Here is a 13312-nt window from a genome sequence, read left to right as displayed (position 1 = left end):
CATGAATTGGATTTTATTAATTATCGGCGGTTTATTTGAAGTTGGTTTTGCCACTTGTTTGGGCAAAGCCAAAGAAAATACCGGAATGACAGCAACATTATGGTTGGGCGGATTTTTGGTTTGTTTAACAATAAGTATGGTCTTGCTTTATAAAGCCACGCAAACACTGCCTATCGGAACGGCTTATGCCGTTTGGACAGGGATTGGAGCGGTGGGAACGGTTCTTGTTGGAATTTTTGTTTTTAAAGAACCGGCTGATTTTTGGCGAATTTTCTTTATCACCACTTTAATCAGTTCTATTATTGGACTGAAATTCGTTTCGAGTCATTAAAAGGAAATTTTCAATATTTTTTAAAATAAAAAATGCGTCGTGTTCAACTAACACGACGCATTTTTAATATTATTGAAAAGGAATTACACCTTCATAATTTCTGTTTCTTTCACCACTAAAAGTTCATCTATTTTCCTAATGTAACTATTGGTTAAGTTTTGAACTTCTTCTTCGGCATTTTTGCAAATGTCTTCAGAGGTTCCTTCTTTTTCTAATTTTTTAATATCTGTATTTGCGTCCTTACGTGCATTTCTAATACCCACTTTAGCATCTTCTGCTTCAACCTTTGCTTGTTTCGCAAGATCGCGTCTTCTTTCTTCGGTCAATGCAGGAACGCTAATGATAATTACATCACCATTATTCATTGGGTTAAAACCAATATTAGCAACCATAATTGCTTTTTCAATTACGTGCAACATATTTTTTTCAAAAGGTTGCAAAGTAATGGTTCTGGCATCAGGAACGCTAATTTTTGATACCTGCGAAAGTGGCGTTGCTGATCCGTAATAATCTACAAAAACACTTCCAAGCATGGCTGGAGAAGCTTTTCCGGCGCGAATATTCAAAAATTCTTTTTCTAAATGCGCAATAGAACCCGTCATGGATTCTTTGGTACTATCTAATATAAATTCAATTTCTTCAGTCATAAATTTTAGTTTTCAGTTTTCCGTCTCAGTTTCCAGTTCTAGCCGCCTCTGCGACTGTAAAATGTGACTGAATACTATATGTTCACTACAGTTCCTATATTTTCTCCTTCGCAGATTTTCAATAAGTTTCCTACTTTATTCATATCGAAAACTACGATTGGTAATTTATTTTCCTGACTTAGCGTAAATGCTGTCGTATCCATTACATTCAATCCTTTTTTAAGGACATCGTCAAAGGAAATGAAATCGAATTTAACGGCAGATGCGTTTTTTTCCGGATCACAATCATACACACCATCCACACGAGTTCCTTTTAGAATCACATTGGCATTGATTTCAATACCACGTAAAACCGCTGCAGTATCGGTTGTAAAATATGGATTTCCGGTTCCGGCTCCAAAAATTACAATTCGTCCTTTTTCAAGGTGACGGTCCGCTCTTCTTTTGATATATGGTTCTGCTATGGATTCCATTTTTAATGCCGTTTGCAAACGGGTTTTCATACCCTTTTCTTCCAATGCGCCTTGTAATGCCATTCCGTTAATCACCGTTGCCAGCATTCCCATATAATCACCTTGTACTCTGTCCATTCCTGCGCTTGCTCCTGCAACTCCTCTAAAAATATTTCCACCACCTATTACAATGGCTATTTCTACTCCTTTATCATGAATTTGCTTGATTTCGTCAGCATACTCAGCAAGTCTTTTTGGGTCAATTCCGTATTGCAAGTCGCCCATTAAAGCTTCGCCACTTAGTTTCAGAAGAATTCTTTTGTATTTCATGTGTGTGTTGAGTTGATTGGTGCAAATATAGACATATTCTGATTTTTAAAAAAAGTGTTGCTTAAATTTTATAAATTAAGTTTTTCATACGATTTTTTTGCGGCTTCATAGCCAATGTTGAAAACGGCATTCATCTTTACTTTGCTGGTTTCAAAGGTGCTGTAAAGGCATAAATCCTTGGGTTCTATAACCCAATCGCAAATATTAAATTTATGCATATTTGAATTTGCCGAAAGAATATCAAAAGCCCGAGTGGTCACTGCCTTGATGGAACGCAAATCTTTGGCTTCAATTTTCTGAATCGGACTTACATAAACACCTATCACAGTGTCACATTGTCCTTGTAAGATATCGGTTGGAAAATGATTCAATATCCCTCCGTCACTATAGATGTTTCCATCTATTTCGTAAGGAGACAAAATGCCGGGAAACGCTGAAGATGCTAAAATGGCATCAACAATTTTTGTATTGGGAGAAAATATTTTTAGTTTTCCCCGAACCATGTCGGTGGCTGTAATCTGAATTGGAATATTCAAATCACTTAATACGGCGTCTTTAAAGATACTGTGGAAATAAATTCGGAAGGATTCTGAATCAATCAGCCCCGCTTTTTTAAACGTGAGGTGTTTCCAGTGAAAAAGATAAATGGATTTGAAAAACTCCAAAATTTCTTCGGGTGTTTTTCCCCAAGCATACAATGCGCCAACAATTGATCCGGCACTTGTTCCTGCGATTTGAGAGGGTTTGATGTTTTCTTCTTCCAAAAATTTAATGACACCAGCATGTGCCAAACCTTTAGATCCGCCACCGGAAAGTACTAATCCTATCGATTTTGTTTTTAAATCCATCTTAACTATTTGTTATAAAATTACTCTTTTTGTGGAATTGAAAGTGACAGATATCATATTTATGCTCCAATTTTATGGTAACTTTGTAAAAAAAAATAATTCATTATGAAAATTCCAATAGCCAAAGCATTGTTTAATAGCCATTCATATTCAGAATACAGAAAGCTTATTTCAGATTTATTACTTGAAAAAAAATCAACTGGGGACGAACAATCGGAAGATTTGACGCATTACAGCGAACTGAATGAAACGCGCATGAATCGTTTGGATAAAACGATTAAAATCACCGAAGAAACCAGTCTGAAATTAAAGTCATTACAGAGTGAATACATTTGGTTAGTAATTTCTGAAGGTTGGTGCGGTGATGCCGCGCAATTGTTACCAATTATCAATAAATCGGCAATTGAATCCGGTAAAATTGACTTGAGAATTGTGTTGCGTGATGAAAACGAAGAATTGATTAAGTTGTTTTTGACCAATAAAAAGAAAGCGATTCCTATTTTGATTGTCGTTGATAAAGAAACAGGAAGTGTGCTTGGAAATTGGGGGCCAAGACCACAAGCCGCAGCTGATTTGGTAGCAGATTATAGAAAAGAATTCGGAGTTATTGACGAAACTCTAAAAACCAATTTACAACTTTGGTATTTGCATGATAAGGGAATCACTACTCAGAATGAATTGGCTGACATAATGCTTGAGTTGGAACGCTAAGGTTGAACAGGAGAAATAGAATCTTCAAATGTTTCAACAGCTACAGCTTCATTTACGTCGTAATCTCCAATTTTTGTTCTACGCAAAGCGGTTAAATGCGAGCCAGAATTCATCGCCTTTCCAAAATCAAAGGCTAGGGAACGAATGTAGGTTCCTTTGCTGCAAACTACCCTAAAATCGACTTCGGGAAGTGCAATTCTGGTGATTTCAAATTCGTGAATGGTTGTCTTTCTAGTGGCAATTTCAATGGTTTCTCCTGCTCTGGCATGTTCGTATAAGCGAACACCATCTTTTTTTAAAGCCGAATAAATAGGGGGTTTTTGATCGATTTCACCCAGAAATTGTTTGACGGTTTCATGAATTAAATTTTCGTCAATATGTTCCGTTGGGAAAGTTTGGTCGATTTCCGTTTCTAAATCATACGAAGGCGTTGTGGCTCCAATATAAAAAGTTCCGGTATATTCTTTGGCTTGACCCTGAAGTTCGGTGATTCTTTTAGTGAATTTTCCAGTACAAACTAACAATAATCCGGTTGCCAACGGATCTAAAGTTCCAGCGTGACCAATCTTAAATTTTTTTGGGAGGTTAAGTTTGGTAATTAATGCCCATTTCAATTTATTCACCGCCTGAAATGAAGTCCAATTCAAGGGTTTATCAATCAGTAAAATTTGTCCGTCTTGGAAATCTTCGGCTGTCTTCAAAGGAATTTATTTAAAGTATGAAAAGTAGAACAATAAAAAGATTCCTACAATTATTCGGTACCAACCCCAGGGTTTGAAACCGTATTTTTTGATGATTTCTATGAAAAATTTAATCGCTAGAATAGCAACGATAAAAGCAACTACGTTTCCTATCAAGAACAATTGTATGTTTTCGTTTGATTTTAAAATCAATTCATAGCCTTTCATTTGCGAAGACTCATAGGTTTTCAAAAACACAGAATAACAAGTAACGGCCATCATGGTAGGAACTGCCAAGAAAAAAGAGAATTCCGCTGCGGCATGACGCGTTAATCCTTGTTGCATTCCTCCAATGATTGAAGCAGCAGATCGACTTGTCCCCGGCATCATTGCTAAGCATTGCCAAAAACCAATGATTACGGCTTTCTTTAACGTGATATCTTCTTCTTTGATAACAGTTGGGCTTTGAAAACGACTATCGATAAAAAGTAAAATTACGCCACCCAAAATTAATACAATCGCAATGGGAATAGGATCTCCAAGAATGGCTTCAATTTTATCATCGAATAATTTTCCTAAAACCAACGCTGGAATTACGGCGTAAATAAGTTTGAGGTAAAAACTGATTGCAACACTTTTTGAAGAAAAATCGAAAAATTTCTTCCAATACAAGGCGACAACCGCCAAAATGGCTCCAAATTGGATGGAAACCTGAAAAAGCTTTACGAAATCATCTTCTTGTATTCCAAAATAAGAACTCATAAAAATCATGTGAGCGGTCGAGGAAACAGGAAGATATTCGGTTAATCCTTCGATAACAGCAATTAAAAATGCTTGTAATGTATTCATTTATGCTTTTTTGGAATTCTTAAGAATGGCGTAAATGGTAATTCCAAAACCGATTAAAACAGTTGTTGGCGCCAATCGAATTCTTCTAAAATTGAAGATGTCTTCGCTAAATACATTAGGATCCTCGCTTCCGCCGCCTGACATTAGAATAAATCCCAGTGCGATTACTACAATCCCAATTAATAGAATTTGATAGTTTATTTTATCAAAAAGGAATTCTGGTTTCTGTTCGTTATTTTCCATTTATGCTGAATTTAGTTCAGTATCACTACTAACTGTTATTTTTTCAATTTTTTTTACTGAACACTGCGACTGAACACTGAATACTAATAAAGATCGTCAGTTCTCAAGTTCAAGAAACGTTGTGTTGCAAAATATGTGCTTAACCAGGTTATTAAAACGCCAATTCCTAAAACGGCCAATAATACCAAGCCAATCATTGCTTTGTCTTCCAATATACCAAGATTTGGGAAACTGGTTTCAACATAAATCAAAACTCCAATTAACGCTAGAACGGCCAAAGCTGCTCCAATCATTCCTAATTTTATGCTTCGCATCACAAAAGGTTTTCTGATAAAAGCTTTTGTAGCACCTACCATTTGCATGGTTTTAATGATAAATCGGTTGGAATGAATGGACAAACGCAACGAACTGTTGATTAACAATACTGCAATAAAAGCTAAGAATACGCTGATTACTAAAATCCACATACTTACTTTTTTGATGTTGTCGTTCACTAAATTCACTAATTGTTTGTCATACACAATATCCGAAATCATTGTGTTTTGGCGCAAGCCAGCTTCAATTTTTGTGATACTATCGTTAATTACATAGTCTCCTTTTAAATGAATGTCGTAGGAGTTTTGCAGTGGATTTTCACCTAGAAATTCCATAAAATCCTCACCAATAATATCGGTATGTTCTTTAGCGGCAGCTTCTTTGGTGACATAAGTGTATGATTTTACGAAAGGACTTGCTTTTATTTGGGTTCCAAAAGCTTTTACAATACTGTCATTGGCTTCATTTTTAAAAAAAACCGTCATGGCAATATTTTCTTTGAAATCGTTGGCTAATTTTTTAGAATTTATAATGAAAAGTCCCAATATTCCCAATAGAAATAAAACTAAGAATACACTTAGCACTACTGAAAAATAAGAGGAAATTAACCGACGTTTTTGAAAATTATCAAAGGAAGAACTCATAGTTTATTGAAATTATTGGGTAAAAATAATAAAGAATTTCTTTATTTGAAGTTAATAACGCTCAAAGTTTCAACTTTCGTACAATAAACGTAAATTTGGCACCTTGAAATAATCATTTCTTCAAATAAATACAGCAACTTAACCGAGTTACTCAGAATCTTATAAAAATGACTTGAGCGTGCAATAGCATGACTCCGTAAAAAACATTAAAAAAAGTAATAAATTGAGTGCGCGACAGCATGACTCCATTAAAAAACAATAAAAAAGGGAATGACTTGAGTGCGCGACAGCATGACTCCATTAAAAAACAATAAAAAAAGGGAATGAAATACAATCCGAACGAAATCGAGGCCAAATGGCAGAAATATTGGTTAGAAAACGAAACGTTCAAAGCCGAAAACAACTCAGAAAAACCTAAATATTACGTACTTGACATGTTTCCTTACCCATCTGGAGCGGGATTGCACGTCGGACATCCGCTGGGATATATTGCTTCTGATGTGTATTCCAGATACAAAAGACACCAAGGTTTCAATGTTTTGCACCCAATGGGCTACGACAGTTTTGGATTGCCTGCGGAACAATATGCGATACAGACGGGTCAACGCCCGGAAGATACTACTTCGGTAAATATTGACGGAGGAACGGATAAAGAAGGAAATAAAATTGCCGGTTACCGAAAACAATTGGACAAAATTGGATTTTCATTCGATTGGAGCCGAGAAGTGCGCACCTCAAATCCTGATTATTACAAGCATACGCAGTGGATTTTTATTCAATTATTCAATTCTTGGTACAATAAAAAAAGCGACAAATCCGAAGATATTTCGACTTTGGTTTCTATTTTTTCAACAGAAGGAAATGCAAATGTCAATGCCGTATGCGATGAAAATAGTGAAGCTTTTTCAGCAAATGAATGGAACGCTTTCGCAAAAGAACAGCAGGAGAGAATTTTGCTGCAATATAGGTTGACTTATTTAGCCGAGACTGAAGTGAACTGGTGTCCGGGATTAGGAACGGTTTTGGCAAATGACGAAATCGTAAATGGCGTTTCAGAGCGTGGCGGTTTTACGGTAGTGCGCAAGAAAATGACCCAATGGAGCATGCGAATTTCGGCTTACGCAGAACGTTTGTTACAAGGATTAAATGATATTGATTGGAGTGAAAGCATCAAAGAAAGCCAGAGAAACTGGATTGGAAAATCCGTTGGGGCGACAGTCTCTTTTAAAGTCGAAAGTCAAAAGTCAAACGTTGAAAGCGAGCAGCAATTTATAGATGTGTTTACAACGCGTCCTGATACCATTTTTGGAGTAACGTTTATGACCTTGGCGCCAGAACATGAATTGGTAGCTCAAATCACAACGGCAGCACAAAAAGCAGCAGTCGATGCTTATATAGAAAAAACGTCAAAACGTTCCGAAAGAGAACGTATGGCCGATGTAAAAACCATTTCGGGAGTATTTACGGGTGCGTATGCGGAACATCCGTTTACCAAAGAATCCATTCCGGTTTGGATTGGAGATTATGTTTTGGCAGGTTATGGAACAGGCGCGGTTATGGCCGTTCCTTGTGGCGATGAAAGAGATTATGCGTTTGCGAATTTCTTTAAAGGTCAAAAAGGTATGACGGAAATCAAAAATATTTTTGCCAATATAGATATTTCTGAAGTTGCGTATGGTTCTAAAGACAATGTGATTATCGCTAATTCGGATTTCCTAAACGGACTGACCTATAAAGAAGCGACTAAAAAAGCTATAGAAGAATTAGAAAAACTAAACCAAGGAAAAGGAAAAATCAATTACCGTTTGCGTGATGCTGTTTTCTCTCGCCAGCGATATTGGGGAGAACCCTTTCCGGTATATTATGTGAATGGAATGCCACAAATGATTGATGCGCAACATTTGCCAATCATCTTGCCGGAAGTAGAAAAATATTTACCAACTGAAGACGGACAGCCGCCTTTAGGAAACGCTTTGGTTTGGGCTTGGGACAGTATTCAGTGTTCAGTGGTTAGTACACAGTTAGTAGATAACGTGACAATATTTCCATTAGAATTAAACACGATGCCAGGTTGGGCGGGAAGTTCGTGGTATTGGATGCGTTATATGGATGCGCACAATGAAAACGAATTTGTCAGTAAAGACGCATTGGCGTATTGGGAAAACGTAGATTTATACATTGGCGGTAGCGAACATGCCACCGGACATTTATTGTATTCCCGTTTTTGGAACAAATTCCTAAAAGACAAAGGTTTTGCACCTACCGAAGAGCCATTCAAAAAACTGATTAATCAGGGAATGATTTTGGGGATGAGTGCTTTTGTGTATAGAATTTCTTTTACTTATGGAATTGCATCTAAGGATAATAATGAGATCGTAGGAGCATTAAAGAAGATTCCAACTATTTTTATTTCGTATGATAAATTAAAAAAAAATGATCAAGTTTTAAATGGGTTATTGTCAACAATTAAATTGAATGATGAGGTTATTAATATTGTTAAAAAGAGGACTCAATTATCGGATGAATTTTTAAAAAATTTAGTTCCTTTTATTAGTGGTATTCATGCTGATTTAGCTGTAATCAATGAAGGTGCTAATGAATTAGATATTAAAGCTTTCAAAAGTCATCCTTTATATTCTGATTATAAAGATGCAGAATTCATTTGCGAAGAAAACGGAAAATACATTGTTGGTCGCGAAATCGAAAAAATGTCGAAATCAAAATACAATGTGGTAACGCCGGATGATATTTGTAATGAATACGGAGCAGATACGTTGCGTTTGTATGAAATGTTCTTAGGACCATTGGAACAAGCAAAACCTTGGAACACGGCAGGAATTTCGGGCGTTTTTGGTTTCTTGAAAAAACTGTGTCGTTTGTATTTTGATGATAATGGTTTGATTGTAACCAATGACGAGCCAACCAAAGACAACTTAAAATCATTGCACAAAACCATCAAGAAAGTAGCTGAAGATATTGAAGGGTTCTCTTTTAATACATCGGTTTCTCAGTTTATGATTTGTGTGAACGAATTGTCCACTCAAAACTGTCATTCACGTGCTATTCTGGAACCATTAGCGATTGTGATTTCACCGTATGCGCCGCACATCGCCGAAGAATTATGGTCGTTGTTAGGAAATACAGGTTCAATTGCAACCGTTGATTTTCCAATATTCGAATCCGCACATTTGGTAGAAAGCAACAAGGAATATCCAGTTTCTTTCAACGGAAAAATGCGTTTCACCATGGTTTTACCTTTGGATTTAACCAAAGAACAAATCGAGGAAATCGTAATGAAAGACGAAAGAACCATCAAACAATTAGAAGGAAAAACGCCAAACAAGGTGATTATCGTTCCGGGAAAAATTATTAATTTGGTGGGGTAAAAAATAGTGTTATGATATAAATCAATCCCAATTCTAAAATTTAGAATTGGGATTTTTTTTGTTTTTCAAACAACATATAAATAGAATATTAAGTATTATTTTTAACTTTTTGTAACATTTTAATAGATTCTGTATCTAAAAGAAAAATTGGGTCATTTAACAACTTAAATCTATTAAAAATGAAAAAGTATTCCTTCTTGGTTATAATTCTATTGTTTTCAGCATTGTGTTTAAATGTATTCGGACAAATAAAATCGTATCCGTTTGAAATAAGCAAAACAGGAAAGGGAAAACAATCTATAATCTTCCTGCCCGGATTTGCCAGTTCTGGAGATGTCTGGAATGAAACAAAATCTAATTTCGAAAAAGAGTTTACGTGTTACACATTTACAATGGCGGGTTTTGCTGGGATTAAACCACAACCAGATGCTTCGTTTATAAATTGGGAAACAGAAATCGTGAACTACATTAAAGCAAACAAAATAGAAAAACCAATTATAGTTGGTCACAGTATGGGCGGAGGGCTTGCGTTGGCTATTGCTTCAGATTATCCTGAATTAATAAGCAAAATTGTAGTCGTTGATGCGCTTCCTTGTTTGGCCGCTTTAAGAGATTCATCTTTTAAATCGCTAGAAAATAACGACTGTTCTTCAATGGTTAATCAAATAACGACTATGTCTGAAGATGAATTTTATCAAATGCAAAAAAGAAATATGGCCATGCTTTTGGCAGATGCCTCAAAACAAGAGGAAGCAATTAGTTGGAGCATGAAATCAGACCGAAAAATTTTTGGCAAAATGTATTGTGATTTTTCCAATACGGATTTGAGAGATAAAATTACGGCAATAAAATGTCCTGCATTGATATTATTGGAATTTGGTTTTTCAAATTACAAAGGGCCTATAGAAGCACAATACAAAAACTTAAAAACTGCCAGTTTTCAATATTCAAACAAAGGTTTGCACTTTATTATGTATGATGATAAAGAATGGTATTTAGCACAACTAAACAACTTTATAAAATCATAATAATGGAGTTTGAACAACTATACAAATCCTATTGGCAAAAGGTTTTTCGATTGTGCATGGGTTACGTAAATGATTATGACATTGCACAGGATATGGCGCAGGAAACGTTTATTATTGTTTGGCAAAAACTCCACACATTTAGAAATGAAGCCAGTATTGGAACTTGGATTTTCCGAATTGCATCCAACAATTGCTTGAGACAGATTGACAAAGAAAAACGATTTCCCAAGTCAGAACTTCCAATGCATATTACAGAAGAAAAGCACTATTCGCTAGAACCTCAGATTCTATTTTTGTATAAATGCGTTGCCGAATTGCCAGAAATCGATCGCATTATTATTTCACTCGAACTGGAAGATGTAAAACAAGCTGAAATTGCCAATATCGTCGGACTCTCAGAAGCCAATACAAGAGTAAAAATTCATAGAATAAAAGAAAAATTAACTCAAAAGTTTAAAGAAAATGGACAATAATATAGACTTTAAAGATTTATGGAAACAACAGGCCGTAAGCCCGCCAAATATTAAGGAATTGCTTTCTAAACTGAAATATTTCAAGAGAGTAAGCCTTAGAAAATTAGTTATAACAAATGTTTTACTGATCGCGACAAGTGCATTTATTATTTTTATCTGGTATTTTTATCAGCCTGAGTTTATTTCAACCAAAATCGGAATTATTTTGACAATTTCCGCAATGCTGATGTATTTGTTCGTCTACAATAAATTAGTTGGATTTTATAAAACAGTTGATCGCACTCAAAGCAATAGTGAATACCTGCAAAAATTAATTTCGATTAAAACAAAACAGCATTTTTTGCAATCTACCATGTTGAGTTTGTATTTTATACTGCTTGGATCCGGGTTATGTTTGTACATGTATGAATACACATCCCGTATGACAATATTTTGGGGAATTTTTACTTATGTAGTAATGTTGGGATGGATTGGGTTTACTTGGTTTTATTTAAGACCAAAAGAAATCAAAAAGGAGCAGGCTAGAGTCAACGGTTTGATCGCTAAATTTGAAGCTGTGAATAAGCAGTTGAGTGTTAATGAATAATGTTGTTGCTGTTTTCTTGTGCCATTTTGACATTGTAAAAAAATGGTTCAAAATTTGATATTTTATTTTAAACATTTAAATAAAAAACAAAAATATGGGAATGGGTTATTTGATTCTTGCCGGAGCTATTATGCTTTTCAGCTGGTTAGTTAGTTCAAGACTAAAAAGCAAATTTGAACATTATTCTAAATTACAATTACAAAACGGAATGTCAGGCGCTGAAATCGCCGAAAAAATGCTTGCCGATAACGGGATTCGCGATGTGAGAGTTATCTCTACGCCGGGACGTTTGACGGACCACTACAATCCAGCAGATAAAACAGTGAATTTAAGTGAGGCGGTTTACAACCAAAGAAATGCGGCGGCTGCGGCGGTTGCGGCGCACGAATGTGGTCATGCAGTACAACACGCGGTGGGGTATCAATGGCTCACGATGCGTTCTAAGTTAGTGCCGGTAGTGAATGTGGCTTCCACTTATATGCAATGGATTTTGCTTGGAGGAATCTTGATGATGAAGACTTTTCCACAATTACTACTGGTAGGAATTATCATTTTTGCAGCGACAACATTGTTCTCTATAGTTACTTTACCGGTCGAATATGACGCGAGCAACCGAGCATTGGCTTGGTTAGAAAACAAAAGAATGTTGACGCCACAAGAACACGCTGGGGCTAAAGATTCCTTGAAATGGGCTGCAAGAACGTATGTTGTGGCTGCTTTAGGATCTATTGCAACCTTGTTGTATTATGTTTCGATTTATATGGGTGGAAGAAGAAATTAGATTCTTCGTTTAAAAACAAAAAAACGTCTTGTTCAAAAACAAGACGTTTTTTTTTGTCGAATAAGCAACGCAACACTTACTCGATTAAACGGAATTATAATTGAATCTGCCTATCGATTTGTTGGTTTAGGGAAATAAAGGTTTCTGTTCTGGAGACGCCTTCGATGGCTTGGATTTTGGTGTTGAGCAAATGCATTAAATGTTCGTTGTCCCGACAAATAATTTTTATCAGAATCGACCAGTTTCCCGTGGTGTAATGACATTCTAATACTTCCGGAATTTTCTTTAAATCACGCACCGCTTCTGGATTTCGGGCTGCTTTGTCCAAATAAATTCCAACAAAAGCCATCGTATTATAACCCAGAATTTTATTATTTACGGTGAATTTTGATCCCGATATAACGCCGGATTGTTCCAGTTTTCGCAAACGTTGATGAATTGCCGCTCCTGAAATTCCTATTTTATTGGCGATTTGAAGAATTGGTTTTCGGGCATCTTCCATCAGGTCGCGTAAAATTTCTTTGTCGATACCGTCAATTTCCACTGTTAAAGAATTAATTTTCATGAGTTGTTGTTTTAAACTTAAACATCAATTTTAATTTAGATTGGAAATCAAATTTAAATAAAAAGTGATTAATAAAAAGCATAAGAAGTGTTTTTTTAAATTGACGTGTCTAGTCCTGAAAAAAGTTGACACGAATTAGATTTTAAAATTACACTAATTATTAACCTCGGAAGTAAAAACTTTCGAGGTTTTTTTCTTCCATTTTTTTGATTTGATTACTTGTTGTAAATGCGTCTGATTTGGCGTTAACATTTGACAACTTAAGTGAGGCCTATTTTGGTTATAAATATCAATAGATTCCCTTATTGCTTTTAATGCCTGTACATGATTTATAAATCCATCTATTAGTAAAAATTCATATTTTAAAATACCATTTATTCTCTCTGCTATTGCATTTTCGTAAGGATCACCATTTTCAGTCATACTAATTTTGATGTTGTTTT

Annotated in this window: 16 protein-coding genes; 7 read left to right on the top strand and 9 right to left on the bottom strand. The window is 35.6% G+C overall.

Features of this window, described 5'->3' with window-relative positions; all coding sequences use genetic code 11:
- Nucleotide 1 precedes the first annotated feature (1 nt).
- Nucleotides 2-331 carry a DMT family transporter gene (locus BMZ76_RS12345; protein ID WP_091207029.1) on the top strand — a complete coding sequence of 110 codons (330 nt, stop codon included), beginning with the start codon at nucleotides 2-4 and terminating at the stop codon, nucleotides 329-331.
- Nucleotides 332-414: 83 nt separating this feature from the next.
- Here the strand turns inward: BMZ76_RS12345 and frr are convergent, their stop codons facing one another.
- From frr to BMZ76_RS12330, 3 genes are all read right to left on the bottom strand, one after another.
- Nucleotides 415-978 carry a ribosome recycling factor gene (gene frr, locus BMZ76_RS12340; RefSeq protein WP_091207025.1) on the bottom strand — a complete coding sequence of 188 codons (564 nt, stop codon included), beginning with the start codon at nucleotides 976-978 and terminating at the stop codon, nucleotides 415-417.
- Nucleotides 979-1052: 74 nt separating this feature from the next.
- Complete coding sequence (pyrH, locus tag BMZ76_RS12335) at nucleotides 1053-1760, bottom strand: UMP kinase (RefSeq protein WP_091207021.1); 708 nt, start codon at nucleotides 1758-1760, stop codon at nucleotides 1053-1055.
- 68 nt (nucleotides 1761-1828) lie between these two features.
- Nucleotides 1829-2608 carry a patatin-like phospholipase family protein gene (locus BMZ76_RS12330; RefSeq protein ID WP_091207018.1) on the bottom strand — a complete coding sequence of 260 codons (780 nt, stop codon included), beginning with the start codon at nucleotides 2606-2608 and terminating at the stop codon, nucleotides 1829-1831.
- A gap of 105 nt (nucleotides 2609-2713) precedes the next feature.
- On the opposite strand from BMZ76_RS12330, the gene BMZ76_RS12325 reads away from it, so the two are divergent.
- Nucleotides 2714-3319, top strand: a complete 606-nt coding sequence (locus tag BMZ76_RS12325) for a thioredoxin family protein (protein WP_091207015.1) — start codon at nucleotides 2714-2716, stop codon at nucleotides 3317-3319.
- Here BMZ76_RS12325 and truB read toward each other — a convergent pair.
- From truB to BMZ76_RS12305, 4 genes are all read right to left on the bottom strand, one after another.
- Complete coding sequence (gene truB, locus BMZ76_RS12320) at nucleotides 3316-4020, bottom strand: tRNA pseudouridine(55) synthase TruB (RefSeq protein ID WP_091207008.1); 705 nt, start codon at nucleotides 4018-4020, stop codon at nucleotides 3316-3318. The genes BMZ76_RS12325 and truB overlap by 4 nt on opposite strands.
- Before the next feature lie 6 nt (nucleotides 4021-4026).
- On the bottom strand, nucleotides 4027-4848 hold the full coding sequence (locus BMZ76_RS12315) for an undecaprenyl-diphosphate phosphatase (RefSeq protein WP_091207004.1): 822 nt from the start codon (nucleotides 4846-4848) through the stop codon (nucleotides 4027-4029).
- The gene (locus tag BMZ76_RS12310; RefSeq protein WP_091207001.1) at nucleotides 4849-5091 is read right to left on the bottom strand and encodes a DUF3098 domain-containing protein; all 243 of its coding nucleotides are present in this window, start codon (nucleotides 5089-5091) and stop codon (nucleotides 4849-4851) included. It lies immediately after the preceding gene.
- A gap of 83 nt (nucleotides 5092-5174) precedes the next feature.
- Entirely contained in the window at nucleotides 5175-6050 is an 876-nt protein-coding gene (locus BMZ76_RS12305) for a cell division protein FtsX (RefSeq protein ID WP_091206999.1), read from the bottom strand.
- Between the two features lie 323 nt (nucleotides 6051-6373).
- On the opposite strand from BMZ76_RS12305, the gene BMZ76_RS12300 reads away from it, so the two are divergent.
- The 5 genes from BMZ76_RS12300 (at nucleotide 6374) to BMZ76_RS12280 (ending at nucleotide 12304) form a co-directional block, all read left to right on the top strand.
- A complete protein-coding gene (locus BMZ76_RS12300; RefSeq protein ID WP_091206995.1) occupies nucleotides 6374-9436 on the top strand; it encodes a leucine--tRNA ligase in 3063 nt (1020 codons plus the stop codon).
- Nucleotides 9437-9615: 179 nt separating this feature from the next.
- A complete protein-coding gene (locus tag BMZ76_RS12295) occupies nucleotides 9616-10464 on the top strand; it encodes an alpha/beta fold hydrolase (RefSeq protein ID WP_091206991.1) in 849 nt (282 codons plus the stop codon).
- Between the two features lie 2 nt (nucleotides 10465-10466).
- Nucleotides 10467-10937, top strand: coding sequence for an RNA polymerase sigma factor (locus BMZ76_RS12290; protein WP_091207224.1), 471 nt, complete (start codon nucleotides 10467-10469; stop codon nucleotides 10935-10937).
- On the top strand, nucleotides 10927-11523 hold the full coding sequence (locus BMZ76_RS12285) for a hypothetical protein (protein WP_091206988.1): 597 nt from the start codon (nucleotides 10927-10929) through the stop codon (nucleotides 11521-11523). Before BMZ76_RS12290 ends, BMZ76_RS12285 begins: the two co-directional genes overlap by 11 nt.
- Before the next feature lie 94 nt (nucleotides 11524-11617).
- On the top strand, nucleotides 11618-12304 hold the full coding sequence (locus BMZ76_RS12280) for a zinc metallopeptidase (RefSeq protein ID WP_208857663.1): 687 nt from the start codon (nucleotides 11618-11620) through the stop codon (nucleotides 12302-12304).
- Nucleotides 12305-12398: 94 nt separating this feature from the next.
- Here BMZ76_RS12280 and BMZ76_RS12275 read toward each other — a convergent pair whose 3' ends face one another.
- Together BMZ76_RS12275 and BMZ76_RS12270 are read right to left on the bottom strand one after the other, a co-directional pair.
- Entirely contained in the window at nucleotides 12399-12869 is a 471-nt protein-coding gene (locus BMZ76_RS12275; protein WP_091206984.1) for an Lrp/AsnC ligand binding domain-containing protein, read from the bottom strand.
- Nucleotides 12870-13022: 153 nt separating this feature from the next.
- A partial coding sequence (locus BMZ76_RS12270) for an integrase core domain-containing protein (protein WP_143071091.1) occupies nucleotides 13023-13312 on the bottom strand: 290 nt, incomplete at its 5' end.

Origin of the sequence: Flavobacterium xueshanense (assembly GCF_900112975.1) — a bacterium.
Lineage (GTDB): Bacteria > Bacteroidota > Bacteroidia > Flavobacteriales > Flavobacteriaceae > Flavobacterium > Flavobacterium xueshanense.
This window is presented reverse-complemented; position numbering and strand designations above follow the sequence as displayed.